This window comes from Marinomonas pontica (assembly GCF_026191375.1).
Taxonomy (GTDB): domain Bacteria; phylum Pseudomonadota; class Gammaproteobacteria; order Pseudomonadales; family Marinomonadaceae; genus Marinomonas; species Marinomonas pontica.
The window spans coordinates 67,911-93,200 of record NZ_JAODTL010000052.1; the positions used below are offsets into that span (position 1 = coordinate 67,911).

23 protein-coding genes and 1 other RNA gene are annotated in these 25,290 nt (G+C 46.4%); 15 read left to right on the forward strand and 9 right to left on the reverse strand.

Annotated elements, in window-relative coordinates:
• Positions 1-8: 8 nt before the first annotated feature.
• Entirely contained in the window at positions 9-1,463 is a 1,455-nt protein-coding gene (locus N5P32_RS14925) for an aldehyde dehydrogenase (RefSeq protein ID WP_265729843.1), read from the reverse strand.
• 152 nt (positions 1,464-1,615) lie between these two features.
• Between N5P32_RS14925 and N5P32_RS14930 the strand changes: the two genes are divergently transcribed.
• Complete coding sequence (locus tag N5P32_RS14930; RefSeq protein WP_265729820.1) at positions 1,616-2,503, forward strand: AraC family transcriptional regulator; 888 nt, start codon at positions 1,616-1,618, stop codon at positions 2,501-2,503.
• 98 nt (positions 2,504-2,601) lie between these two features.
• On the opposite strand, the gene N5P32_RS14935 is transcribed toward N5P32_RS14930, so the two are convergent.
• The 4 genes from N5P32_RS14935 to N5P32_RS14950 all read right to left on the reverse strand — a co-directional run bounded on the left by N5P32_RS14935 (position 2,602) and on the right by N5P32_RS14950 (position 6,189).
• Positions 2,602-3,240 carry an ATP-binding cassette domain-containing protein gene (locus tag N5P32_RS14935; protein WP_265729821.1) on the reverse strand — a complete coding sequence of 213 codons (639 nt, stop codon included), beginning with the start codon at positions 3,238-3,240 and terminating at the stop codon, positions 2,602-2,604.
• Positions 3,228-4,709: an ABC transporter permease gene (locus N5P32_RS14940; protein WP_265729822.1), complete on the reverse strand. Its 1,482-nt coding sequence runs from the start codon at positions 4,707-4,709 to the stop codon at positions 3,228-3,230. Before N5P32_RS14940 ends, N5P32_RS14935 begins: the two co-directional genes overlap by 13 nt.
• 62 nt (positions 4,710-4,771) lie before the next feature.
• The gene (locus tag N5P32_RS14945; RefSeq protein ID WP_265729823.1) at positions 4,772-4,957 is read right to left on the reverse strand and encodes a hypothetical protein; all 186 of its coding nucleotides are present in this window, start codon (positions 4,955-4,957) and stop codon (positions 4,772-4,774) included.
• Positions 4,958-4,977: 20 nt separating this feature from the next.
• Positions 4,978-6,189 (reverse strand): ABC transporter substrate-binding protein, encoded by a 1,212-nt coding sequence (locus N5P32_RS14950; RefSeq protein WP_265729824.1) that lies wholly within the window; start codon positions 6,187-6,189, stop codon positions 4,978-4,980.
• 250 nt (positions 6,190-6,439) lie between these two features.
• Here N5P32_RS14950 and N5P32_RS14955 point away from each other — a divergent pair, with 250 nt between their 5' ends.
• The 4 genes from N5P32_RS14955 to N5P32_RS14970 are packed head-to-tail and all read left to right on the forward strand — an operon-like array spanning position 6,440 to position 10,949.
• Positions 6,440-6,643, forward strand: coding sequence for a hypothetical protein (locus tag N5P32_RS14955; protein ID WP_265729825.1), 204 nt, complete (start codon positions 6,440-6,442; stop codon positions 6,641-6,643).
• Complete coding sequence (locus tag N5P32_RS14960) at positions 6,634-7,629, forward strand: M14 family metallopeptidase (protein WP_265729826.1); 996 nt, start codon at positions 6,634-6,636, stop codon at positions 7,627-7,629. The genes N5P32_RS14955 and N5P32_RS14960 overlap by 10 nt, the downstream gene beginning before the upstream one ends.
• A gap of 30 nt (positions 7,630-7,659) precedes the next feature.
• Complete coding sequence (locus N5P32_RS14965; protein WP_265729827.1) at positions 7,660-9,981, forward strand: ATP-dependent helicase; 2,322 nt, start codon at positions 7,660-7,662, stop codon at positions 9,979-9,981.
• An 11-nt stretch (positions 9,982-9,992) separates the two neighbouring features.
• The gene (locus N5P32_RS14970; protein ID WP_265729828.1) at positions 9,993-10,949 is read left to right on the forward strand and encodes an isopenicillin N synthase family dioxygenase; all 957 of its coding nucleotides are present in this window, start codon (positions 9,993-9,995) and stop codon (positions 10,947-10,949) included.
• A gap of 82 nt (positions 10,950-11,031) precedes the next feature.
• Here the strand turns inward: N5P32_RS14970 and N5P32_RS14975 are convergent, their stop codons facing one another.
• The 4 genes from N5P32_RS14975 to N5P32_RS14990 all read right to left on the reverse strand — a co-directional run bounded on the left by N5P32_RS14975 (position 11,032) and on the right by N5P32_RS14990 (position 15,165).
• Complete coding sequence (locus N5P32_RS14975; RefSeq protein ID WP_265729829.1) at positions 11,032-11,817, reverse strand: class II glutamine amidotransferase; 786 nt, start codon at positions 11,815-11,817, stop codon at positions 11,032-11,034.
• Positions 11,818-11,898: 81 nt separating this feature from the next.
• On the reverse strand, positions 11,899-13,566 hold the full coding sequence (locus N5P32_RS14980; RefSeq protein ID WP_265729830.1) for a methyl-accepting chemotaxis protein: 1,668 nt from the start codon (positions 13,564-13,566) through the stop codon (positions 11,899-11,901).
• A gap of 307 nt (positions 13,567-13,873) precedes the next feature.
• A complete protein-coding gene (gene hisI / locus N5P32_RS14985) occupies positions 13,874-14,287 on the reverse strand; it encodes a phosphoribosyl-AMP cyclohydrolase (RefSeq protein ID WP_265729831.1) in 414 nt (137 codons plus the stop codon).
• On the reverse strand, positions 14,284-15,165 hold the full coding sequence (locus N5P32_RS14990) for a 6-carboxytetrahydropterin synthase (protein WP_265729832.1): 882 nt from the start codon (positions 15,163-15,165) through the stop codon (positions 14,284-14,286). Before N5P32_RS14990 ends, hisI begins: the two co-directional genes overlap by 4 nt.
• Before the next feature lie 221 nt (positions 15,166-15,386).
• Here N5P32_RS14990 and ffs point away from each other — a divergent pair.
• The 10 genes from ffs to N5P32_RS15035 form a co-directional block, all read left to right on the forward strand.
• Positions 15,387-15,483: signal recognition particle sRNA small type (gene ffs, locus N5P32_RS14995), an RNA gene on the forward strand.
• Between the two features lie 638 nt (positions 15,484-16,121).
• Complete coding sequence (gene umuD, locus N5P32_RS15000) at positions 16,122-16,568, forward strand: translesion error-prone DNA polymerase V autoproteolytic subunit (protein ID WP_265729833.1); 447 nt, start codon at positions 16,122-16,124, stop codon at positions 16,566-16,568.
• On the forward strand, positions 16,568-17,776 hold the full coding sequence (gene umuC, locus N5P32_RS15005) for a translesion error-prone DNA polymerase V subunit UmuC (protein ID WP_457920488.1): 1,209 nt from the start codon (positions 16,568-16,570) through the stop codon (positions 17,774-17,776). The genes umuD and umuC overlap by 1 nt, the downstream gene beginning before the upstream one ends.
• The gene (locus tag N5P32_RS18370; RefSeq protein ID WP_457920489.1) at positions 17,773-17,838 is read left to right on the forward strand and encodes a DUF4113 domain-containing protein; all 66 of its coding nucleotides are present in this window, start codon (positions 17,773-17,775) and stop codon (positions 17,836-17,838) included. The genes umuC and N5P32_RS18370 overlap by 4 nt, the downstream gene beginning before the upstream one ends.
• Positions 17,839-17,940: 102 nt before the next feature.
• Positions 17,941-18,174, forward strand: a complete 234-nt coding sequence (locus N5P32_RS15010) for a 2Fe-2S iron-sulfur cluster-binding protein (protein WP_265729834.1) — start codon at positions 17,941-17,943, stop codon at positions 18,172-18,174.
• Positions 18,146-18,811, forward strand: coding sequence for a hypothetical protein (locus N5P32_RS15015; protein WP_265729835.1), 666 nt, complete (start codon positions 18,146-18,148; stop codon positions 18,809-18,811). Before N5P32_RS15010 ends, N5P32_RS15015 begins: the two co-directional genes overlap by 29 nt.
• A 48-nt stretch (positions 18,812-18,859) precedes the next feature.
• Positions 18,860-20,137, forward strand: coding sequence for an exonuclease subunit SbcD (gene sbcD, locus N5P32_RS15020; protein WP_265729836.1), 1,278 nt, complete (start codon positions 18,860-18,862; stop codon positions 20,135-20,137).
• The gene (locus tag N5P32_RS15025; RefSeq protein ID WP_265729837.1) at positions 20,134-23,832 is read left to right on the forward strand and encodes an AAA family ATPase; all 3,699 of its coding nucleotides are present in this window, start codon (positions 20,134-20,136) and stop codon (positions 23,830-23,832) included. Before sbcD ends, N5P32_RS15025 begins: the two co-directional genes overlap by 4 nt.
• A gap of 317 nt (positions 23,833-24,149) precedes the next feature.
• The gene (gene minC / locus N5P32_RS15030; RefSeq protein ID WP_265729838.1) at positions 24,150-24,875 is read left to right on the forward strand and encodes a septum site-determining protein MinC; all 726 of its coding nucleotides are present in this window, start codon (positions 24,150-24,152) and stop codon (positions 24,873-24,875) included.
• 60 nt (positions 24,876-24,935) lie between these two features.
• The coding region (locus N5P32_RS15035; RefSeq protein ID WP_265729839.1) for an AAA family ATPase at positions 24,936-25,290 on the forward strand (355 nt) is incomplete at its 3' end.

A 25,290-nucleotide genomic window follows, 5' to 3' on the forward strand; every position in this document is an offset into this window, starting at 1 on the left:
AGTGAGTGTTAGGGTGGGGCGACCGTGATCCAGCGCACTTCGGTGAATTCGTCCACGCATGCGTCACCACCAAAGCGGCCGTAACCACTGGATTTAAGCCCGCCAAACGGCATCGCGGGGTCGTCTTTGACGGTGGCGGAATTAATGTGGCACATGCCGGATTCCAGCTGATTTGCCATGCTTCTGGCAAGCGCCAGATCGCGAGTAAAAATGGCAGCCGCAAGGCCGTATTCACAATTATTCGCTACGGTAATGGCTTCTTCTGGTGAATCAACTCGGTATATTCCTGCAATGGGCCCAAAGCATTCTTCCGAGTAAATTCGCATCATGGGAGTAATGTGGTCTAGCAGCGTTGCGTCAATAAACTGGCCTCTACGCTGGGTGCCTGAAATGAGAGTGGCTCCTTTGTCTAGCGCATCTTCAATCAGTGCAGACAACCGCGATGCGATAGAAGGGCTGGCAACCGGGCCAAGTTTAACGCCTTTTCGACGAGGGTCGCCTGAGACCAGCTCTGCAACCATACCTTTTAAAATGCCGATAAATTCTTCAGCGATGGCTTGTTCGACAATAATTCGGTCTGTTGCCATGCAGATCTGACCTTGATTTAAAAACGCACCGTAAACGGCTTCTTTGGCCGCTAATGGTAAGTCGGCGTCTTTTAATACGATCAGCGGCGATTTACCACCCAGCTCTAAGAGACAACGCTTGAGATGTTGTGCCGCCAGCCCCGCAATGACTTTCCCAATGCGAGTTGAGCCTGTGAAATTAACGCGTCGTATTGATGGGTTGGCAATCAAACTCGCAATCACTTCTTCTGAATGTTCTGGCGCATTGGTCATCACCGAAATAACCCCTTTTGGAACGCCAGCTTCGTTCAGTACTTCCGCTATTAGCGAATGCGTTGCAGGGGACAATTCAGAGGCTTTAAGAATAACGCTGTTGCCAAAGGCCAATGGGAAGACGACCGCACGCATGGCCAGCACAATTGGTGCATTCCAAGGCGCAATAGCAAGGCATACGCCAACGGGTTGGCGGACAGTATAAGAATCGGATGCTTCATCGATAGGGCGAATGGTCGGGTATTTCAGTGCGAGCGCCACCGCGGCTTCAATCGCTTCGCCCGCTACTTTGATATTGAAATCGACCCAGTCATTAACCGCGCCAATTTCTTTGAGCATTAATTGAGCAAAGCGATCTCTGTATTTTGGCATGAGTTGTTTAGCACGACGCAGAATGTTAGCACGCTCGGTGACGTCGGTAGTTGACCATTTTGAAAAGTTAGCCGCCGCTACGGCTGCCATGTGCTCAGCGTCTTCTGCACGACCGGATGCCGCGCGAGAGGCTACCAAATCGGTACTTGGGTCTAACCTATCAAAATAGCCACCAGCCATGGCTGGGGTGAATTCGCCACCAATGAATAAGTTCACCTCAGGGGTTATCGATAGGTCTGTGTTGTTGTACATAATGCTCAAAATTTCACCTTGCCGTTATTAGATTTGTTATCGGTCGATGAGTAACCTTTAAGAGATTAACAGCTATCTTTCCTATCAACATGTTAAATTATGGCTTAATCTTGTTAAATTCTGGTTTATTTGGTGATTTATAAGGGAATACGATGTTGACGAATATCATTGGCTCGATGGTGCGGTTTGAGTCTATTCAGCCCGGTTTACAATCTAGAGTATTCAGTACGGGCAATGACAATTTTTCTGACTTCAATTTGATCGGCCTCATTCAGAGAGGCGAGGCGACCGTATTGATGGAAGAAAGGCATCCGGTATTAGAATCTTCAATTTTCTGTATTCCGCATAAAAAAAACGCCAAGGTATTGGTGCCTGCAGGCAGTCAGGTGTGGTTGTTAGGCTATCGAGATGAGCTTGGTTCTTTGGTGACAGGTTCGGACTTGGACAGCGCTAAATTAGAAACCTTGATGCGACAGTTCACCATCACATCTTGCTCAAAGCACGATATAGATGACGAGTTTTTGCCGCTGCTGAGGTTGTTAAAGGCTGAGATCTCTTCAGCCAATAAGCGCTCACGTACGGTGATTTGTTCGATTATCCGTGTGTTGCTGATTGGCATTTATCGACTGAGTAATATCGAATCCATTCGATTGACGCATTCTCCTGATGAGCTGGTGTTGCAACAGTTCCGTCAACTTGTTGAAGTGGAATATCGAAATAGAAGATCGGTATCTTACTATTGTCAGGAATTGATCATGACCTACGATCGGCTGCACGCCATTTGCCAGCGCAACCTGAAAAAGTCGCCTTTACAACTGATTAATAACCGAGTGTTAATTGAAGCCACGTCGAGGCTAAAAAAATCAGCAGGGTCGATACAAGCCATTGCAAATGATTTGGGCTACAGCGACGGCAGTCAGTTTAGTCACTTTTTTAAGAAAGAAACGGGCATTTCACCTAGCCAGTTCAAGCGTAATCACACAGAAAAAGACGTCATTAAAAACGGCGAAAATCCCCCTGATTTTTCAGATTGGCCATGAAGGCAGTAGGTGATTTTCCTTATACATCGTTTGTGAATGTTGTTCCAATGTGGACGCATCTGGTGATGCGTTTTTCACTATTGTTTTTTTGGGTTTGGTTAAATAGCCTCTTTTTTTAATTCCAAACAGTCCCCTTCCATGGCTTTCGCATCTTCAGGATCGTGTGTGACCAGCAGCGCGGGTATGTTGGCTTTTTGTATTTCACTAAGTACGAAGGCTCTTACGTCACGTCGTAGGGCTGGGTCGAGCTTGCTGAAAGGCTCGTCCAAAAGCAGATAGTCGGGTTTGGAGAGAAGTGTGCGGAGCAGGGCAACGCGGGCTTGTTGTCCGCCGGAAAGCGTTTTCGGTAAAGCGTTGGCTTTGTCGGGAATGCCGAGTTTTTCCAAGGCGTGTTGCGCCATGTCTATTCGTGCCGATTTTTTGATGTCGGCAGGGATGGCAAAGAGTAGATTTTCCATGATGCTCATGTGTGGAAACAACAAGGGCATCTGTTGCAATAAACCGACTTTTCGATCTTGGGTGGCTTTTGTGTGTAAGGCGTGGTCGTTTAAAAAGGCCTCACCTGTGATGGTCAAATTTGGTGACATTGAGCCGCTGAGAAAGTGCAATAGACTGGATTTGCCAATGCCGCTTGGCCCCATGATGGACAAGACTTGGCCATTGGCAATCTCGAAGCTTAGGTCTTTGATGAATGTCTTGCCGTCCAATGACAGAGAGAACGCGTTTACACTGAGCACGATGTATTCCTTCTGCTAAACACCTTTTTTAATGCCAGTCGCCATTTTGTCCAGCGTGGCGGAATGAACTGTGCGAGCCAAAATACCATGATGGGAAAGAACGCTTGCAGCATGGCCATGCTGCCGACTTGTTTTCTATCGCCCGATGCAGCTTGTGCTACGGCTTCTGTGGTTAGGGTGCTGTAACGGCCTTCACCAGCGATCAGTGTTGGTAAATACTGGGCGATACTGACGGAAAAACCAATTGCAAAGGCGGTGAATATAGCGGGTTTTAGCATGGCGATTTTGACCGAGAGATAGTTTCGCCAAGGTCGATTATTCAGCCGATTGGCTTGCCATAAGTATTCTTCATTGTAGGCCAAATAGGGGCCTTTTAGGGTTAGATACACATAAGGCAAAACGTACATTAAATGCAGGGCAATAATGGCGCACAGGTCGCCATTGAGGTTCAGATAAATCAGCAGCACATGCAAACCAAACAAAAAGCCAATTTGGGGCAAAAGAATAGGCACATAAATCAGCCAATCGAATACGTGCTGTTTGCCATGGTCGGCGGAGTGAGAATGGCGTTTGGTTTCCAGCATCACAAGGCTAATCACGCACGCCATGAGAGTTGCCACTAAGGCAATGGTTAGCGTATTTGATGTGAGTTCCATCAGCAGTGGTGTGGCGCGGTCGATATTATCCCATGTCCATTGGCTTGGTAATGCACCGGGAAAACGCCAGCGACGAGTAAGCGACCAAATCGGCAGCAAAGCCAGAGCCACAAAGGCATTTAGCAAGGCGAATATACCTAGAACAACTCCCAATCTGAGCACGCTGTCAGTTAAACCAAAGCGCTTGCCATTACTGCGTTCGGCACGAGTTAAGCGGCTAAACAACAAGTGCGAGAGTTCCCAGCCCGCCAATACAACAACAATGACTAGCATAAGAGTAACTGCGCCAGCGCTGGCCATTAATCGCATGGATAAATCAGGATCGTTAAACCATCGTAATAATGTCACCGCCAGCGTTGACGGTGTGTTGGGGCCGATCACCAAAGCCAAATCCACTACAGTCAAACTAAAGGCAATGACGATGAAAATAGGCAAACGAATAATTGGATATAACTGAGGAATTAACACCTTGCGCCACAAGGTAAAGCGGCTGTAACCGAGGGCTTGGCCGACTTGTAAGCTTTCTTGCGCCTTGATGCTTTTCATCGTGGCGAGCATGACGAATAAAAGATAAGGCATTTCTTTGACGACCAAGGCAAGAATCAACGACATCCCATAAGGGTCTTGCACAGTAATCCAATTAGGCGGCCGATCAAACCCTGTCAGCCAAGGGCTAAATATACGCACCAACCAGCCCGATGGACTTAATAGAAACAACAAGCCAATGGCAATAGCGGCGTGGGGAATCGCCAGAATTGGCGACAGCAGTGCTTCAATTTTGCGGAAAAACGGTCGTTGATAACCCCAAGCCAATAGCGACAGAGCGAACCAAAGGGTGAGCAGAGGCGCGGCAATTCCCGTTATGAGAGTGAGTTTTACACTGGCGTAAAATTCCCTTGGCTAAACAAGTCACGCCAAGGGGAGAGAGAAAGGTCGTATTCACCAAGGGGCGGAAAATACGCAAACGCAGGAAGTAATGTGCCGATCAAACCAATGGCAATGGGAAGTACCAATAACAGACTAATTATCCCAGTGATCCATTTCGCGTGTTTTAACGGCATACTACTTCTTATCTGGCTAATTATTGTGCGTAACGCTTACGCCACTCTTTTTCTAGAGCATCCACCCAACTACTGTGTGGTTCCGGTAATGTTCTACCCAGCTGCTCAATGCTTAAGGTGGCAATGCCGCGAGGCAAGGCATCGAACGCTGCTTGATCTTTCGCGCTCAGCGTTGTGTAAGATAAAACACTTAAATCGCCCCAAATGGTCGGCGTTTGTTTTTTGATTTGTGCTTCTGGTGACAACATAAAGTTGGCAACGACTTGAGCGCCGGCTTTCGCCCCGCTGTTATAGGGAATCGCTAAAAAATGCGTATTACCAATGGTGCCGCCAGTAAACACATAAGAGCGAACTGTGTCGGGTAAATTGCCTTTGTCTATCTGAACCGATGCAGCGGACACGTCAAAGCTCAGTGCAACATCTATTTCTTGGTCATCCAACAAGCGCATCATTTCTTCTGAGCTGGAGGGGAAGGTTTGGCCATTGCGCCATGCAACTTGGTGAAGCTGATCTAAGTACGCCCATAAAGGGGCGGTGATCTTGTCAAAGTCGACACTGTCGGCCGGTTGAGCCAGCGCTTTTCTATGCGGTGTTAATTCGTACAGTGCCTGTTTTAGAAAAGTCGATCCAAGAAATTGCGGAGGCTCAGGGTAAGTGATGCGTCCCGGGTGTTCTTTCGCGTAGCTTAGTAATTCGGCAATGGACTTAGGTGGCGTGTCTAACGTGGCGGTGTCATGCATAAAGATAACTTGCGCCATTCCCCAAGGCGATTCCATACCGTCGACGGATGTACCGAAATCACGAGTGAGACTTTTGTGCGCGTAGGCGTCTACGTAGGTTTTGTAGTTAGGCAGTGTTTCTGAGAAGGGGCCGAACAGCAAATTGTTGTCTTTCATAGCGCGAAAGTTTTCGCCATTGATCCAGATAAGGTCAATCGAACCTTGGGTGTTTTTCCCTGCGGCTTTTTCAGCCAATACGCGATTGACTGCGTCTGATGTGTCGGTCAATTTTACTTGTTTTAACGTCACATCGTACTCTTCTTTAATACGATCGGCGGCCCATTGAATGTAATCGTTAATGTTGTCGGCTCCACCCCATGCATTGAAATACACAGTTTGGCCCTTGGCTTTATTAAGTGTGTCCTGCCACGTCTGAAGCGAGCTGGCTTGGGTAGAAACGCTAGCTAGCATACAGCTGGCTGCAACCGTCGCCGCGATTAACGATTTTTTCATTCCTTTCTCCTAATGTTTTGTTTTCAATCTACCCCCTCCCAGCCTCCCCCTTGCCAGGGGGAGGAGCTAAGTACAATTTAACCTCTTCCCTTATTTAGCTTGGGAGGAGTTAGTATGTTTTCCCTCCCCTTATGTCTTTCAAGGGGCTAGGGTGGGGTTGTCGTTATTAGACGTAAGTTAATAGCAATTTATTACAGAACCTTTTCTTTAAGGAATTGTTTTTTATTAAGAATGGGTTTTAGCGTACCATGTGCTGGCTAAAATTGGGCGAGTGTTTCAGTGGATTATGCGAGGTGTTATGTCTTATCAAATTTATTCTCATGTTTTACCAAGCGCGACACCGGGCACCCAGCGAATTTTAAAGGCGCACCATTTTGGCGAGACTGGTGCGCGGCCGAAGGTGTATTTTCAGGCGGGATTGCACGCCGACGAATGGCCGGGCTTTTGGTACTGAATACCCTGTTGAGAAAGCTGAAGAAAGCCGATGACGCAGGCTTGATTCAAGGTGAAATTGTGATCGTGCCTGTCGCAAACCCGATTGGTTTGGCGCAAAACTTTCATGGCTATATTCCTGGTCGCTTTGCGTTTTCTGATGGCGGTGGCAATTTTAACCGCAACTGGCCACAGTTAGGCGCAAAAGTTGAGAAGCGCATTAAAGGGGATGTGACGGGGGATATTGAAAGCAATATTGACCTGGTTCGCCAAGCGATTCACGACGAGTTGGTGTTGTTGCCAGAAACCACCGAGCTGCAAGGCATGAAGAAAACGCTACTGGCTTTGTCTATGGACGCCGATGAAGTGCTCGACCTGCATTGTTCTGGGGAAGCCAGTATGCACGCTTATGTGGCGCAAGAATTTGAAAGCCACTTTAAGCCATTATTGGCGTTATTAGGGGCGAAAGTCGGTTTGTCTGAACTGGAAACCGGCGCAGCGTCTTTTGACGAAACCAATGTCAGTGTGTGGCGCGATTTAAAAGCCCATTATGCCCATTTAATTCCTTGGGGCAGCCGTTCATTGACACTTGAGTTGCGCGGTGAAAACGACATTTCCAACGACTTTGCAGAACAAGACGCGCAAGCGCTGTTTGATTATTTGGTGTTGCGTGATGTGATTTCTGGGAAAGCGCCAGTGATTGATGACAGCGATGTCGAATATTACCCATTAGACGCTATGGATTTAGTGAAAGCGCCGTGCGCTGGCATTGTTTGTTATCACAAAGCCATTGGCGACGAAGTGGAGGCGGGCGAAGTGATTGGCGAAGTCGTGAACCTAATGGACGATGACGTGGAAACCTCCAGTTACCCTCTGATTGCGCGCACCAATGGCGTCTTTTTTGCGCGAGTGCAACGACGTTTAGTCGTATGTGGAGAATCGATAGCCAAGATCGCTGGCAGAGAGCATCTTGCGTTTCGTGAAATTGGCCATTTATTTGAAGACTAGTGCTTCGAAGATTCATAAGGCAAGACTATTTTGATACAAGCACAACCTAACATCGAGTCAACCACCTCGTTAACAGACGAACAACACTGTGTGGTAGCTCATGACCTTATTTCGCCAGCAAAAGTCATTGCGGTCGCGGGGGCAGGTAAAACAACGACGTTAATTTCTCGTATTGAGCATTTGTTAGCACAAGGCGTGGACCCGTCTCACATTGGCGTGTTTATGTTTAACAAAAGCGCCCAAGAAGAGTTTTCTGAGCGTTTAAGTAAGCGACTCATGGCGGCGGGGTATTTGCGTTCTCCGAGCGTGATGACCTTTCATGCCTTTGGTATGAAGTTCTGTCGACGTCTGGAACAGCAAGGTTGGCTGACTTCTGCGAAGTTGGTTACCGACGATTTTAGCTTGGTGAAGATGTTGCGCGAAGCCTTGCAACGTTTGGTGCGAAGTGGCGAGAAAATTGCGATTTTGGACGAGAAAGAGTGGCTTGAAGACGTGCTGTTATTTGTTGATCAAGTCAAAGCCTCCGATCAACCAGCACAAATCGTTTTTGAGGCTTTGGGGTGGTCGAAAGAACGTAAGTTTTTCCCTGCCCTTTATGACGAATTAGAGAAGCTGCGCAAGCGCAATAACATACGTTTCTTTGCCGATTTACTCAGCGATCCTTACGAATTAATCAGCGAATTAGATGACGCGGAGCGCGTGAGAGTGCGTGGTTTGGTGCCGGATTTTCGTTACCTGTTGATTGACGAATTTCAAGACATTAACCCTTGCCAATATGAATTGCTCAAATTGCTTTATCCTGCACCTTGCCAATGGATGATTGTCGGCGATGTGCAGCAATGTATTTACGAATGGCGCGGCGCCAGTCCAGACATTATGTCCACGCAATTTGACCAAGACTTTGCCAACGTGGCGACGTATCCATTAAGCACCAGCTTTCGTTTTGGCCATGCGGTTGGTCTCATGGCGTCGAGTGTCATTAGCGAAAACGATCCTGACGCCTTAGTAATCGGGGCGGGTGAGCGTACGCGAGTGTCTTTTGCTCGCGCTCCGAAGACGGGCAAAGCTCTGTTGGGCGAGCTGAAATCTTGGGTTGATGAAGGTCGTGCATTGAGCGACACCGCGGTGTTAGTGCGCTTGTACAGCGACATGGTGCCAGTGCAACTCGCCTTGATGCACAAAGGCGTACCGTATCAATTGCATGGCGATTCTCCGTTGTTGGAAAATCGCCAAATTCGCATGCTAATGGCGTACCTTGCCGTGATTGCTGGTGGTTTGGAAAGTCCAAGTGTTTTTTTTCATCCAGATGACATTGAGTATTTGCTGACGGTGCCGAGTCTTGGTGGTTCCATGGCGCAGCGTAAAACCTTGATTCAACAAGCCAAACAATCTCCGCATTTATTGCCGCAAATTATTGAATCGGTTGCGGACGCTACTGAAGGTTGGCGAGCGAAAAAACTCTACGAACGTGCTGATTGGTTACGCAGTTTAGCTGACGCTTATAATAAGCAGTATCGCACTGATCCTGGGCAAGGTTTGGCGCATACGTTGGAAAAGTTGGGCATTTATCGCTACTTCGAAAGCACCAGCAGCAAAGACATTCAGACCCAAGAAAAAATCGCGACCTGCGATGCGTTTATGGCGTATGTACGAGGTGTTGGCGGTGACGCGAAATCGATTTTGGAGCAACTGGCGACCTTAAATGAAAAGCAAACAGACGACAGTCATGGCGTGCATTTGATGACGATTCACAAGTCGAAAGGCTTGGAGTTTGATCAGGTGTTGTTGTCTGGCTTACAGGAAGGGCGTTTTCCGTATTATGACGAGGATTTAAGCGCCATTGATAAGCAAGCCGCCAGTGATTTGGCTTCTGAACGGCGTTTGTTTTATGTGGCGATTACCCGTGCCAAACAGAAGTTAGTCTTGCTCGAATCCCCAAGCACTGACGAGCATAAACGCATGAAGCAAGGCGATATTCCTCGTGCTGCGTTAAAGAGTTTGTCTTTGTCGCGTTTTGTTTTTGAAGCTCAGCCGTATGCCGTCAGTCGTATCTGTGAGGCGTGGTATGCTAAAGACATTGGCACACCAATTGCTACGGAAAAAGGCGCCGTGTTTCAGCGTTATTTGCGTGCCGTTGATCCTTCGCCGTCCTTGACCTTTCGTCATCGAGTTGAAGGAAAAAGTGCATTGCAGCCCGGAGACAAGGTGCGCCACGATCAATTTGGGCAAGGTATTGTTGTCCGACAAGAGCGTGACGATAAACAAATGATCTTTGTGGATTTTGGTGAGGTGGGTTTAAAACGCTTCAACCCTAAGCACACACAACTTATAAAAATATCTTCCAGAGCTTAAGGAACGCATGAATGTCTATTCCATTGATCGACTTATCTAAACTGACCCATGACAGCGGTGCCATTCGTCAAAGTGAAATTAACGCGTTAGACAAAGCGTGTCGTGAAATTGGCTTCTTTTATTTGACCAATACTGGCATTTCGAGCGAATTGATGGCCGCACTGATGCGAGAAGCCAAGCGCTTTTTTAATCAGCCACAAGACGCGAAAAACGCCATTGATATTAAAAGCAGTGTGAATCATCGAGGGTATGGCAATATCGGTGAAGAGCAACTGGATGAAATCGGCCATGCAGATTGGAAAGAAACTTTTGATATGGCCTTGGATTTTCCAAAAGACCATCCTTTGGTTGCAAAATACCCAACCATGTATGGGCCAAATCAGAACCCAAGCGACCCTAAAACCGTTGAAGTGTTGCAGGATTATTATGTTGAAGCTTTTCAGGTGGCTCAAAAATTGTTGACTGCTATGGCGCAGGCTTTGTCTTTGGAAGACGATTTCTTCACTCGCTGTTTTAAAGATCACGTTACGGTTTTGCGCATGATTCATTATCCACCACGTCCAGCCAATGACCATGATAATGGTGCGGGGGCGCATACCGATTACGGTTGTGTCACCTTGTTGTTACAAGATCAGATTGGTGGCTTGCAAGTCAAAAATCGCCAAGGCGAGTGGGTCGATGCGACGCCAATCGACAATGCTTTGGTGGTAAATATTGGTGATTTGATGCAACGCTGGACGAATGATGAATACGTCTCCACTGCACACAGAGTGCGAGCCTCATTGCCTGCCGTGCATCGTTACTCGTTTCCCTTTTTTGTGGAGCCGGATTACGAAACGAATGTTGAATGTGTGCCGAGTTGTGCTACTGCTGATGCACCAGCAAAATACAATGCCATCTTGAGCGGTGACTGGATTCAGTCTCGTTTTGACGCCACGTATGCTTACAGAGAGAAAGAGCCTGTTTAATTAAAGCGACCGGGCAAGGGGCGTAACGATGTTGCTCAATGATATAAAAGATAATTTTATTATTTAAAGCATAAAATGACCGCTAGGCGGTCATTTTTAATAATTCAGTCAAAGGTTGAATTTGATACTCTTGACCTTTTATCTTCGCAATGTGTCCTGCTGGCACTTGCGTCCAGCTGTCGCTCGAGTGATCGAGAGGCTCTGAACCAATCACAATGTGCTTTTCAAACTGTTTGCAGTACAGGCTAGGAGCGTGTTCGTCGCTGGAGAAGCGAATGGCCGTGATTTCTTCGCCGTCTGAAAATACCGCTGTAAATCGCAAGGGGTCTTGTATTTTCTTTTGTTTCATCATGTCGAGAATTTGTGCCAAGGTTGTTTCAATGGCTTGTTCTGGTTTTTGCTCTAATCCATTGGCGATCATGAGCAGGAAGATGACTTCCGAATCGGTTGCGCCATGCCGATGGTTGTAAAGGTGTTCTGGAATCAAACGATCCAGTTGCCAGCGCAACGATTCGTAACCGCCAATTTGACCGTTATGCATGAATAGCCAGTTTTTGTAACTGAAAGGGTGGCAGTTCGAGCGGTTGGTCTCTGTTCCTGTAGAAGAGCGAACGTGCGCGAAAAATAAGCCACTTTTAATGTGTCTGGCTAGGCTTTTTAAGTTGCTGTCACTCCAAGCGGGTAACACCTCGTGGTATAAGCCGGGCTCTTCTCGTTCATCGTACCAGCCCAAGCCAAAGCCATCGGCATTGACCGTGACTTCGGATTTTCTTGCGCTCAGGCTTTGATGAATTAAAGAATGCTCTTGTTTGAAAAGCAACGATTCAAGGTAAACAGGATCACCCTGATACGCCATCCAACGACACATGATTTTCTCCTAAAAATGAAAGCAGTCATAAAAAAGGGGGAAGTAAAGACTTCCCCCTTAAGGTGGTAATCCATGCAGTTACTATACTTTAAAGTAACTGATTTTCTCCGACAATTGTGTGGCTAACGAAGCCAGCTGTCCAGCGGAGTTGCTAATAGAATGGATGGATTTTGTTGTGCGTGACGCGATCTCGGTAATATTTTCCACATTGCGGCTGACGTCCGCCGTAACCGACGCTTGTTCTTCTGCTGTGGCTGAGATTCGGTCGTTCATATCGCGAATTTTAGTGACAGACTGATTGATGTTTCGCAATGACTCTTCTTCGTGTTTCACTTGGCTTACCGCATCGGTTGAGCGCTGGTGACTGGAGGTCATTGCCTTCACCGCAGAGCTGGTACCGCTTTGCAATAGGGTGATCATTTTTTCGATTTCTTGGGTCGCATTTTGTGTGTTTTGTGCAAGGTGTCTGACTTCGTCTGCCACTACCGCAAAGCCACGCCCTTGTTCGCCTGCTCGAGCGGCTTCTATGGCAGCGTTCAATGCGAGTAAATTTGTCTGTTCTGCAATGCCCAAAATCACATTCAAAATGTTACTGATTTCTTTGGTGTTAGATTGCAATTCGTTAATAGTGGACGCTGAACTGGCAATTTCAGATGCTAGTTCTTGGATGCTGTTGATCGTCTTCGTGACAATGGCGGTGCCTTCATTTGCAGCACTTTCGGCACTGTGCGCCGCTTGACTTGCGTCCGTGGTCGCTTCTGAAACGTGTACCGCTGTGGATTGTATTTCTTGTATTGCCTGCGAAATGAAATTGGTCTCTTCTTGTTGGCGTTCGACCATTTCAGATGATTCATCTGTTATTTTGTTTAGGTCATTGGCTGCCTTGGTCAGCATGGTGCTGGACTCGGCAACATCATGCAAAATACTGCTTAGCTGGATCACTAATTTGTCCATGGCTGTTTCTAGCATGCCGATTTCATCTTTGCGCTTGCTTGCTACTTTTGATTTGACCAAGTCGCCTGACGCAATTTCTTCTGCTCTGCGAACCGCGCGAATGAGCGGACGACAAATGCCGTTAACAATAACAATGCTGACAATAATGCCGATGATAATAAGTGCCGCAGCAAGTCCACCGCTAGCGTATATGGTTTGGTCTAATTTGTGGTTTTGAATGTCAGCAACGGCGGTGCTGTAATCATTAATGGCTGCAATAATGTCTTCCATTTGTTTATTAACCGCTATCAGGCTTTCGTCTGCCGCGCGGCGAGATTTGTTGGCTTTTAATGTATTTAATTTAACCCACCAGCTGTACGTTTCGGTGCTGGCCTCTAGGAAGATGGCTTGCTGCTCTTCTAGAGCCGTGATCTGAGTAAATAGATTATCCAGCCCATCATGCACTGGCATAGTGGCTAAAATGTTTTTGACATTTTCAATGCTGGTAAGAAGCTCTGCGGTATAAGTGGTAAATTTATAGGAGGATTCTGTGATTTGCTCAACGCCATATCCCCCAATGGATTTAGCAATGGATACTTGGAAAAAACCGCGTTCAAACTCTACGGATTGTTGTAAAAGAAGTTGACGGCTTTTTTCTAGGTTTTTGACGAGTTGTAAGCTTTGCGAAGAAAGGCTTTGTAGCTCGGACGAAACAGATTTACTGGTTAGTGCAGAGCTAACGCTCACGCCGATGATCACTAGCGAAAACAGAGCAATGAGAGAAAGTATTTTTGTTCTTACGGACAGATTCAACATAGCTAATCCAATGAATAAGAGTGGAAGTCAATGGCTATTGATCAGCAATAGTTATGCCAATTAAGTTACATTACTTTACGGAAATAACATTTATTTATAGCTCTTAGAAAGCGTGAGCTTTTGGGGGAGCATGTTGGCAATAGTGCAGAGTGCTCCAGAAAGAGTCATCTATTTTGTTATTTTATTGACCGCTTTTCCTGCTTTTAATGTGCAAGAAAAGAAGTCTACTCTTAAGATAGCGTGAAAGGTTAGCAAAAGCCTAGTGCTATTTTGTTGGGATGCTCTATTTTTGTGCGTTTTTTTGCAACTATTTGTTTTTTTCTGGGGCAGTACTGATAACGACATCTTTCCCATCAACGGTAAAAAAGAAGCAATCCCGACGGTTGGTGTGGCAGGCAGGGCCTTTTTGATCAACTTTTATCAAGATGGCATCGCCATCGCAATCAAATGACATAGACACTAATGTTTGGCGGTGCCCAGAACTTTCGCCTTTGCGCCAGTAAGTTTGGCGTGAACGAGACCAGTAACACACTTGCCCCGTTTCTAATGTTTCACGAATGGATTTCTCATTCATGTAGGCAAGCATTAACACTTCACCAGTATCGTGCTGCTGCGCAATGGCGGCGATCAAACCATGTTCGTCTGTTTTTAAATTGGCTAATACCGTGTCTAGCGATAACTTTTCGCCTTGAGCGAGGTTCTCGTACTCTTTTAAGCTCATACTCTTGCCTTTACTTTTTCTGAAATTGCGCCTTTACCAATACCCTCAAAACCGTGAGCTTCAATGTGTGTGCCTGGGTTTTCTTCTGCCAAGACATCAGCAATGTGTGCGGAAAGTGACTCAACCGTGGTATCGCAATCCAGCATGTAGACTTGATTGCTGTCGATTTTAAGCTCAAACAATCCTTGCTGGCTTATGTAGCTAAAGCAGTGATAATTCACACCGTTTTCAGTCGCTTGGCTTATCAAGTCTTCTTGTGTACCTAAATAAATGTCTTCCCAACGCTGTGCCCAATCGTACTCCATGGCAGCGTTACGAACGCCATCGGCGTAAATCTCCACCGTAGAGCGATGGCCATGAGCAATACGCTGGCAATTGCCTGCGTGCTTCTTCAAACCATGGCTGTATTGATACTGCGCGCCAGCGATGTGCTCTGGTGTAAAACGCACGCTAACGGCTTCTAATTCCGCTGGCAGCAGATTAAGAATTTGTGACTCAACCCATTTAGCCGCCGCTTCTGGTGTAATTTCTGTCATTGGCAAAACGCAAATGGCTTGAGTCGGTGCGTCGCATTGAAACACACGCTTGTCGTCAGCGGCTTCTTTACTGTGATCAAAATGAAAAGAAACACGATCACTAGCCAATGACGTAAGAGTAGATCCGTTGTGCACGGCAGGAATCGCCAGCATGTGATCGATATTGTCATCCAGCCATTTCTTGATTTGTTTTTTCACGATACTGAAATCACAAATCATGCTTTCATCGTTTAACTTGCCGGTCAGTACAATGTCGGTTTGCCAGCTTTCACCCAACAAACCACGCTTGGCGTCAAAGTAGGAAAAATCCACGTGGGTTAGGTTTTTTACAAATAGCTTCAACTCGCTACTCCTATGATTCTTAATGGCGCGTATCTTACCGTAAATATAGACATCGTTATAGGTGATACGGAAAACGGAAGCATAGGAGCAAGTGTAGGAAAGGGCGCTTGATAAGCAAAAAGATTTAAGTATTTGAAAATACATAAGAAAGGCGGTTGATATTTCGTATTGGCTGCGTATAATTGCGCCCCAAGGTCAACAGGCCTCCTTTATGGTGTCTCTGCTGGTCCCCTCGCAACGATAAACCGTTAATCTGGTCAGGTCCGGAAGGAAGCAGCCACAGCGGTGGACTTGTGTGCCGAGGTGCGGCTGGTAGAGATGCCACCTTAATCTCCCCTAAATTTCTAAAATCTCTTTTTTTACACCAATACTTATTTCATTCTTTTTGTTTTTCTATAAATATTTTCACGATGTGCCGTCACGTCTCTAGTGCCTTTACACAGACTCGAACTTGCCTTGCCCCTCGCTGCTGAACATAAACAACATCACTTGTAGGGCAGGATAAGCGAAGCGTAATCTGCCGTGAAAGCGTAGCTTTCTTTTATGTGAATTTGGGGTCAGATGAAAAATTGATTGTGAACGATGCAGCCAAGCCCTTTTTCATAGCAGAAAGCATCACCGTTGTACCCGTCATCGATACCATATAAATGATTTAAACCATCTGAATTACCAACAACTCGCCAGAATCCCAACCAAACTCGCATGGGTCGACCAAATCATTGGGCGAGTCAAAGGTGTTATGGTCGCCTTTATTGCCTTTTTCGGATGTACAAAAACACTTAAGTGAAATAACTGAAAAATCTTATATACCTTTTAAATACCGCCTTCGGGTGGTTTTTTTATGTTTGCCGAATAGGCAGCTGTTTTGCGTTGAATGCTCTTCTTACAAAAATTCACTTGGTCATTCGTGTCGCTTAAAACTATACTGTATAAATATACAGTATTTATGGTGGCTTATGCGTGTTTCTTATCTTGGTGTTTCTGAGTCGGCTTCGTTTATTGCGGCAAACAGTGTCCGCATTCCTCTTTATGTTGAAGGCGTTTCTGCTGGTTTTCCATCGCCTGCTCAAGATTTTGTTGAGCGTACTTTAGATCTTAATGAGTTTTGTGTCTCTCACCCGGCATCGACCTTTTATGTGCGTGCCCAAGGCGATTCTATGATGGACGCTGGTATTTTATCTGGTGATGTTTTGTTGGTGGATAAGTCGTTGACGGCTCGTCATGGGGATATTGTGATTGCTTGTATTTATGGGGAGATGACGGTGAAAACATTGGAGCTGAAGCCCAATGTTCTATTGCGCCCAAAAAACAAAGCCTACAAGGCTATTTTGATTACGGAAGAGTCTGAGTTTGAGATTTTTGGTGTTGTTACCAGTGTGATTAGAAAGTATGAGCGTGGCTGATGGCTTCGGTTTTTGCGCTTGTTGATTGTAATAATTTTTACGCCAGTTGTGAAAAGTTGTTTCGTCCAGATTTAAAGCATACGCCTGTTGCTGTGTTGTCGAATAACGATGGCTGCATTGTGGCGCGATCTAAGGAAGTGAAAGCGCTGGGAATTAAGATGGGGGTGCCGATGTTTCAGGTGCAGGATGAGATAAGAAAACACGGCATTGTGTGCTTTTCATCCAACTATGCTTTGTATGCGGATATGTCGAATCGGGTGATGACGATCTTGGAGGAGGAGGCACCACGCCTGGAAGTGTATTCCATTGATGAGGCTTTTATGGATTTAACCGGCGTTGATCATGTGACGGACTTATTGGCGTTTGGTAAGCGGGTAAAGGCCAAGGTGGATCAATGGACGGGCATTACCGTTGGTGTGGGCATTGCACCCACTAAGACATTGGCGAAGCTCGCCAACCACGCCGCGAAGAAATACCCTGCAACCGGCTCGGTGGTTGATTTAATGGACCCTGAGCGACAAAAACGCTTGCTGGCTTTGTTGGATGTGGGGGATGTGTGGGGCGTTGGCCGTCGAACAACGGTGAAGTTAAAGGCGAGGGGAATCCATACCGCATTGGATCTTGCTAATGCTGATCCGAAATTCATTCGTAGCGAATTTTCTGTGGTGTTGGAGCGAACCATTCGAGAATTGAATGGCGTGTCGTGCTTGGATTTGGAATTAGTCAGGCCAACCAAACAACAAATCATTTGCAGTCGATCTTTTGGTCATAAGGTGACGGATAAGCAAGAACTACGGGAAGCGATCGCCAAGTACACAACGCGCGCTGCCGAGAAATTGCGCGGTGAAAAACGTCTTTGCCGAGTAGTGAGTGTGTTTATTCGTACTAGTCCGTTTATCCCAAACGAACCGCAGTACTCGCAAACGCTTTCTGCAGAACTTCCTAGTCCAACCGATGACACGCGAGATTTATTAGAAGTCGCTGGCGTGCTGTTTTCGCGACTCTGGCGTGATGGTTTTCGCTATATGAAAGCAGGAGTCATGCTCACTGACTTCTATGAACATGGCGCTGTCCAAGAAGATTTATTTCGGCCAGCGGCACACCAAATTAAATCAAAAGCGTTCATGAATGTGGTGGATCAAATCAATCATAGTGGTCTTGGGAGTGTTTTTTTGCTTCGCAAGGCGTTTCACCGCAATGGGTCATGAAGCGCGAGCATTTATCGCCAGCCTATACAACAAGATGGAACGATCTGCCAAACGTGTTTTAAATGCTGTGAAACAGTGATTTTCTTTTTGGGGATGCATTTTAATAAAGGGCGAGGGTGAAACGTTAGAATATGTCATAATAGCCTGATCAAAGATGAGGTGGAATGATGGATTCACAGTCGCTGACAATAGAATTGGATGATGAGCCGTTTGAGGCGGTTTTGGGTGACAATTTGTTGTCGTCGTTGCTTTCTCAGGGTGCGGATGTTCGTTACGGTTGTTGTGCTGGCGTGTGTGGGGCGTGTTGTCTTTATGATACGAGCAATGGCGAGTCGATCCTGTCCTTGCCAAACCGCGATTTCTTCGTCTATGTCATTAACTCGGCAAATCCCGGCTGAGACTTCTACTTTTTCTGTGTTAAACACTCTTTCTCTTAATGGCGATTCTATCGAGTTGACTCTTTTAGGGCCTAGCGATGAATCGTTTGGCGATCGTGTTGTTGTGTCTTTTTCGTTTTGTGAATCCTCTCGAAATCTATTTCGCCAGTCATCGAATGTTTATGAGTGCATGGTTCTAAACTCGGCGGGAGCGCCGTTGAAAATTGTGCTTCAGAAGGAACGCCTTTCCGATGAGGATTGGTTGCAAGCCTTGATGTTGTCTGCGGGTGATCCGTTGGCGGTTCAGCTATCAAAGGGCATTAGAAAGGGGCGTTTGTTGTTTGAAATGGACATCGCCGATGCGCCCGTGGTGGTGATCGCTTCTCCTGACAATGCCTTGCTGGAATCTTATTGGCGCGAGTCTTTGTTGGATTACACGGCGAAGTTTCTCGGGCATTTTACCTTGCTGGCGAATGAGACATTAGCCGAGAGTTTGGCGGATGATGCGTTGACGGCTTTTCTCCAAACGGCGCTGGCTAATTCTGGCGGTGCTTCGTTACAGCTTATTTATCATGGTCAAAACGTGTCTGCTAAGGATTGGAATAGGGTGTTGCGTCCTTTGCGGATTCATCCGAATCAGCTGCATTTTGTTCGGTAGTTTGACCGTTTTTTTTATGTCTATTTTTATATTCAACGGATTCTATAAATGAAAATTCTACATACCTCAGACTGGCATCTTGGTCAGCATTTCATGGGGAAATCCCGACGTGATGAGCACAAAGCCTTTATTGATTGGTTATTGGCGCTGGTGGACAAAGAGTCTATTGATGCGGTGATTATCGCGGGGGATGTTTTCGATACCGGTTCGCCACCAAGCTACGCGCGAGAAATGTACCATCAGCTGGTATTGGATATGAAAGCGCGCCAATGCCAGTTGGTGATTGTCGCGGGGAATCACGATTCGGTCAGTATGCTAAACGAATCCAAGAGCTTGCTGACCTATCTCGATACTCAAGTGTCTAGCCAAGCCAATCTTGACGATATCGACTCACATGTCATTCCGTTAAAAGACAAGAAGGGCGAGGTTTCCGCTTGGGTTTGTGCTGTGCCGTATTTACGACCAAAAGACGTGATGCAAAGCGTTGCAGGGCAATCCGAACAAGATAAGAAACTTGGTTTGCTGCAGATGATAGGCGATTTTTACCAGCGAGTGTTTGACGCTGCCTGCGAGAAAAATAACGCACTGAAAGCACCGGTGCCGATTATTGGTACTGGGCATTTAACCGCAGTTGGCGGACAAGTGAGCGAGTCGGTTCGTGACCTTTACGTTGGCACTTTGGAAGCCTTGCCGACATCGGTGTTTCCGGCGTTTGATTATCTGGCGCTGGGGCACATTCATCGTGCTCAGCCAATCAGTAAAAGTGGTCGATTCCGTTACAGCGGTTCGCCGATTCCATTGAGTTTTGACGAATTAGGGCGTGACAAAATCGTGGTGATATTCGATACCGCTTTGTTAGATGCAGACACTTTTGTTGAAGATTTGTTTGCTGAGTCTGTGGACCCAGTTCAGTTGGTAACGATTCCGAATTTTCAGCCTATGGCGAGTATGAAGGGGAATTTGAAAGAGGTAATCAAGCAGATTTCAGCGTTGGAATTGGCAGAAGACAAAACCCTTTGGTTGGAAGTCACTGTGATTGCCGATGAGTATTTGAGTGATGTGCATAAGCGCTTGCTGGAGGTCATTGACGGCAAACCTATTGAGTTACTGCGCGTGATGCGCCGCAGTGCGATCGAGAAAAAGAATGAAGGCTTTGAGGCGCGTAAAACCTTGTCGGAATTGACCGTTGGTGATGTGTTTGAGCAGAGTCTTAAATCTAACTTAGAGCTGGACGAAGACGAATCTAAAACTCTGACCGAGCTGTTTAATACGTGCTTGGTGGAGCTGAAAGAGCATCAGCAAAACGGCGAGGAGAAGCAACCATGAAAATTTGCAAACTGCGCCTGAAGAATTTGAACTCCCTAAAAGGCGAATGGGAAATTGATTTTACCAAAGCGCCGTTTGACGACGCTGGGGTGTTTGCCATTGTCGGGCCGACGGGCGCGGGTAAGTCGACTTTGTTGGATGCAATCTGTTTGGCTTTGTACCATGAAACACCGCGTTTAAAAGTGTCACCAAGCCAGAACGATGTGATGACGCGCCACACGTCGGAATGTTTGGCGGAAGTGGAATTTGAAATAAAAGGCAAAGGCTATCGTGCTTTTTGGAGTCAGCGACGTGCTCGCGGCCAAAGCGATGGTAAGTTGCAGCCAATGACGTGTGAATTGTGCGAGCGTGATGGCACCATCATTACCACCAAAATCAACGAGAAAATCGATAAGATAGCCGACCTCACAGGTTTGGATTTTTCGCGTTTTACCAAGTCTATGTTGCTGGCTCAAGGTGGCTTTTCGGCCTTTTTGAATGCCTCTGCCAATGACAGGGCAGAACTGTTAGAAGAGCTCACTGGCACAGAAATTTATGGTGATGTATCCAAGTGGGTGTTTGATAAGCACAAGCTCGAGAAGCAAGCCATCGCGTCACTTGAGCAATTTAATGAGCAAACCCAACTATTAACCGAAGATGCCTTTGCTGAGCTAAAAAAGGCCGAGCTGAGTTTTGAATCGAATGAAAAAGCCAATGCTGACGCGTTAAAGCAACACCAAGCGGCATTAGAGTGGCGGCGTACAGAAAAGAAACTGCAAGAGCAAGTGATTCAATATCAGCAACAGGTTGATGAGGCTAAGCAAGCGTTGGCGGATTTTTCGCCTTTGCAATGGCAGCTTGAACAAGCGCTCACGGCGCAGGTTTTGCAGCCAGATTATGACAAGCAGCAGAGCTTAAAATCGCGTTTGGATCAGAATCAGGCGGATGTCAGTCAATACACCGAAACACAACAGGCACAGCTGAAGCAAAGCCAGATATTGACCGAGTCCGTTGAGCAAGCAAAAGAGAAATTGTCGCGAGCGCGAGCGGATTTGGAGGCCTTGAATAATAAGATCAATGATGACATTCAGCCTATCTTATCTCGCCAAGAAAGTGTGAAAGCTCAGCATCAGGATGGGGTGGCTCGATTACAGCAAGCGGCAGAAAAAGCCGATAATCAGCAGGCGCAGCTAAAAGCCGTGACTGAGAAGCAAGCGAACATTGATAAGGCGTGTGACGAAACCAAAGCCATTTTGAATCGTTGGGAATCGCCCGAAAAAATTGAAGCTCAATTAGCAAATTGGCAGCATCAGGTGCAAAGCACAGAGGTGAATGCACGCGCTATTGCCGAGCTTGAGGTGAGCATTGATCAAGGCTCAAAAAACTATGAGGCCGCTCGCTCTGTCCATGGAAATAATCAGGCCAAGTTAGAGCAGGAGCAAGCCAGTATAGGTGAGCGCCAGCAAGCATTGCAAAGCGCAGTGGGTGCTTTCATGCAAATGTCATCGCAACGTGAGTATGCCGATTGGCAGAAAGGTTATCACCAAACTGAACGTGCTCAGTATAACGCGAAATCTCTTTGGAAGCAGTTTCATCACTACCAAGATCAGCAGTCACAACTGGCCGAGCTGGATGCGAATTTGACTGCAATGGCAAGTCGTATTGAGCAACAGCAAAGCCAGTTAGAGCAACAAAGACAAACATACAAAGACAAGCTTCGTCATCAAAAAACAATTGAAAAACTCGCTGAGGCGGAGCGTCATATTGTCGCGCTAACGCAGCTGCGTAACGAGTTAGGTGAGCATGATGCTTGTCCGTTGTGCGGTGCCGAAGAGCACAATCTTGCCAATGCCTTGTATCAGACAGATTCTGGCAGCCAAGAAGAGTTCGCTGTATTGGGCAAAGAGCTGGATAATTTGAAGGCTCAAGGTATGCAGTTGGCGGCTGACTTGGAATCCATGCAACGCGAGTTGGCGTCTGGTCAAGCGCGACGACAGCCATTAATAGAGGGTTTATTGGCAACCGAAAAAGATCTGAAAGAATGGTTGGCGTCATTAAATCAAGATCAGGGTGTTAATTTGTCTGACAGAGAACAGATCTCTGCTCTGGTGCAAAAGGTTGAGCAAGATTGGCTGGCGCTGCAAGACATTGCGCCTAAGCTCGAAGCCTTACACCAGTCTCGTGTGGCTTTAGAAGCTGAGTTACAGGAGCTAGTGGCTCAGCAGCAAATGACACAACAGCAGGTTTCGCAAGATCAGAATCAATGTCAATTGCTCTGGCAAACCTTAGAAGCGAATCAACAAAATTTGGTTGCTAGGAAAAGTGAGCAAGAACGAATCATTGGGCATTTACGTCACGACATGCAAAAGGCAGGTGTGCCAGATGGCTATTTTGATTTGCCGCTGGCTGAGTCGTTAGTGCAATTGCAAGAAGCGATGCAGCAATGGCGTGACAGCAAGGCGGGTTATGATGCTTTGTTGCAGCAGCGTGAGCAGTTTGGCTATGAAAGAAATAATTTAAAAAGCACGCTCAAAGAGAATCAGCAGTTACGCGATGATGCGCAAGGTAAGGTGACTGAGCTGGATGCGAGCCTGGCGGATATTGCTCAGCAGTTGTATCACTTGCTAGGCGATAAGAGTGTTAGCGAACTTCGTCAAGAAACGCAGCATCTGGCGGATCATGCTCAGGAAAAGTTAGAGAAAGTCGAAGCGGAACGACTGCAGCTTGCTCAAGCGTTGGCATCGAGCCAAGCAACACTAGAGGCATTGAATAAGACCCGTCTGGCGTTGACGGAAGAATACGATGCTGTGCTTGTTCATTGGCAAAAACTACTGACTGAGAAAGGGTTCGAGAGTGATTCGGCTTGGCAGCAGGCGAGTTTGCCTACAGAAAAAATCGCTCAGCACCAAGCAACGCTTAAACACCTTCAGGAAGCGGTTTCTAGGTTGCAGACATTGTTTACTCAGTCTGATGATTCTTTGTCGAAGCATATTGAAAAACGCGCGGAGTGTTTGTCCTTTGGTGAGTTTTCGCTTGAAGAACTAGAAGAGAAATACGCCCAACTTGATACAGAACGTCAGGCATTGCATCGTCAGTGGGGGGTGATTACTCAGCAGGTTCAAGAGGAGACGCAACGCAGGGAGCAAGTGGCGAAATCTAAGGAAGCGTTAGAGGTACGTCGAGACGCTTTCATACATTTAGAGCGTTTGAACCATTTGATCGGTTCGGCGGATGGCGCAAAATTTCGCCGCTTTGCACAGAGTTTGACCTTGGATCATTTGGTCTATTTGGCCAATCAACATTTGGATATCTTGCATCGTCGCTATCAATTGGTTCGAAACGAAGAGGCTTTGTCTTTGTTGGTGGTGGATACGTGGCAAGCCAATGCTTCACGTGACACAAAAACCTTGTCTGGTGGGGAGTCTTTCCTAGTAAGTTTGGCGTTGGCGTTGGCGCTGTCTGATTTGGTGTCCCACAAAACCAGCATTGACTCTTTGTTTTTGGATGAGGGTTTTGGCACCTTGGATAGCGAAACGTTGGAATCCGCTCTTGATGCCTTGGATAATTTACATTCTTCAGGTAAAACCATTGGTATTATTAGTCATATCAGTGCGCTTAAAGAGCGCATTCCGGTGCAGATTAAACTGACCAAGCAGAGTGGATTGGGGGTGAGCCGTCTTGCCGCTGAATTTGCGGTGCGTTCTGCAGAGGAGTAGGTTGTTTTGAAGCGTGTTTTGCTGGTTAGTTATGGTGCAAAAGTTTTCCCCAGATTAATGGGAACAAGTATGTAAGTAAGTTGTAAAATATTAACTAAATCAAATGGTTAATCTTTCGTTCATTATTGCGCATTTTACGTTATCCTTAGCACTATAAGGGAGCAGGTGACTGCTTTTCATTACTGTAAAGAGAGTGTTGTGCTGACTTTCATTAATCGTTCAGCTTGATAGAATGGTTTTTCGTTGCTGTTGATGAAAGTTTGGCACGGCTTGGTTGTATTTAGAGCCATTTAAGGTATTAAAAAAGGACAGTTTGCATGACAGACTCAGGCTTCCGGCTTAAAGGAAGTGTCGTTACAACGGTTTTGTTAGAAGTTCAGGTGTTTTCATTGGATGACATTGTGTTTCATCTCAAAGAAAAGATTGAGCAAGTGCCGCATTTCTTTCATCAAGCGCCGATCATTATCGATATTTCGAAAATGAAAAGAGGCATTATCCTTGATGAGTTCGAAACGTTGATTCAATCCGTCAGTGCTCTTGGGTTAGGAGTGATTGGTTGGCGTTGCGATCCCGATAATCTTCCTGCATGGAAATCGTCCGTGACTATTCCGCTTTTGCCCGCGAGCAAAGCGAGGTCTATCAACGCGGCGCCGACAGTGAAAGAAGAAGCTAGCCCTGATGTGGTAGTAAAAACGGTTGTTGAAGAGCGTTTAGTCCCACAAGCGACTAAGGTGATCACAAAACCTATTCGGTCGGGTCAGCAAGTTTATGCCGAAGGCGATTTGATTATTCTGGCGCAAGTCAGTGCGGGCGCTGAAGTATTGGCAGACGGCAATATACATGTTTATGGTGCGTTAAGAGGCCGAGCTTTAGCGGGTGTGAAAGGCGATGTGGACGCACGAATTTTTTGTAAAAGCATGGAGGCCGAGTTGGTTTCCATTGCGGGTAATTTTATGTTGAGTGATGCGCTGCAAAATATCGTTTGGAAAGACAGCGCGCAAGTGTTATTAGTTGACGATAGCTTAGAAATCGTACCGCTTTAAGGTTCATTATTTATTTTATTATTTGGATAAACTCAGGTGAGTTTATCGGGGGATATAGCATTGGCAAAGATCATAGTAGTCACCTCAGGCAAGGGTGGTGTTGGCAAGACAACATCCAGTGCTGCTATTGGGACTGGAATTGCGTTAAAAGGACATAAAACCGTTATTATTGATTTTGACGTGGGCTTGCGTAATCTGGATTTGATTATGGGCTGCGAACGTCGTGTCGTGTATGATTTTGTGAACGTTATTAATAAAGAAGCCACGTTGTCTCAAGCGTTAATTAAAGACAAGCGCACGAAAGATTTGTTTATATTGCCAGCGTCTCAGACTCGTGACAAAGATGCACTGACGATTGAAGGGGTTCAGGAGGTTCTCGAAGAGCTTGCTAAAGAATTCGATTACATCATTTGTG

Coding starts and splice junctions, on each gene's coding strand:
- N5P32_RS15015 (WP_265729835.1), top strand. CDS start 18,146: ATGTCATTAACTCGGCAAATCCCGGCTGAGACTTCTACTTTTTCTGTG.
- N5P32_RS14925 (WP_265729843.1), bottom strand. CDS start 1,463: ATGTACAACAACACAGACCTATCGATAACCCCTGAGGTGAACTTATTC.
- N5P32_RS14970 (WP_265729828.1), top strand. CDS start 9,993: ATGTCTATTCCATTGATCGACTTATCTAAACTGACCCATGACAGCGGT.
- umuD (WP_265729833.1), top strand. CDS start 16,122: ATGCGTGTTTCTTATCTTGGTGTTTCTGAGTCGGCTTCGTTTATTGCG.
- N5P32_RS14950 (WP_265729824.1), bottom strand. CDS start 6,189: ATGAAAAAATCGTTAATCGCGGCGACGGTTGCAGCCAGCTGTATGCTA.
- N5P32_RS15010 (WP_265729834.1), top strand. CDS start 17,941: ATGATGGATTCACAGTCGCTGACAATAGAATTGGATGATGAGCCGTTT.
- minC (WP_265729838.1), top strand. CDS start 24,150: ATGACAGACTCAGGCTTCCGGCTTAAAGGAAGTGTCGTTACAACGGTT.
- N5P32_RS14930 (WP_265729820.1), top strand. CDS start 1,616: ATGTTGACGAATATCATTGGCTCGATGGTGCGGTTTGAGTCTATTCAG.
- sbcD (WP_265729836.1), top strand. CDS start 18,860: ATGAAAATTCTACATACCTCAGACTGGCATCTTGGTCAGCATTTCATG.
- N5P32_RS15025 (WP_265729837.1), top strand. CDS start 20,134: ATGAAAATTTGCAAACTGCGCCTGAAGAATTTGAACTCCCTAAAAGGC.
- hisI (WP_265729831.1), bottom strand. CDS start 14,287: ATGAGCTTAAAAGAGTACGAGAACCTCGCTCAAGGCGAAAAGTTATCG.
- N5P32_RS14975 (WP_265729829.1), bottom strand. CDS start 11,817: ATGTGTCGTTGGATGGCGTATCAGGGTGATCCTGTTTACCTTGAATCG.
- N5P32_RS14980 (WP_265729830.1), bottom strand. CDS start 13,566: ATGTTGAATCTGTCCGTAAGAACAAAAATACTTTCTCTCATTGCTCTG.
- N5P32_RS14945 (WP_265729823.1), bottom strand. CDS start 4,957: ATGCCGTTAAAACACGCGAAATGGATCACTGGGATAATTAGTCTGTTA.
- umuC (WP_457920488.1), top strand. CDS start 16,568: ATGGCTTCGGTTTTTGCGCTTGTTGATTGTAATAATTTTTACGCCAGT.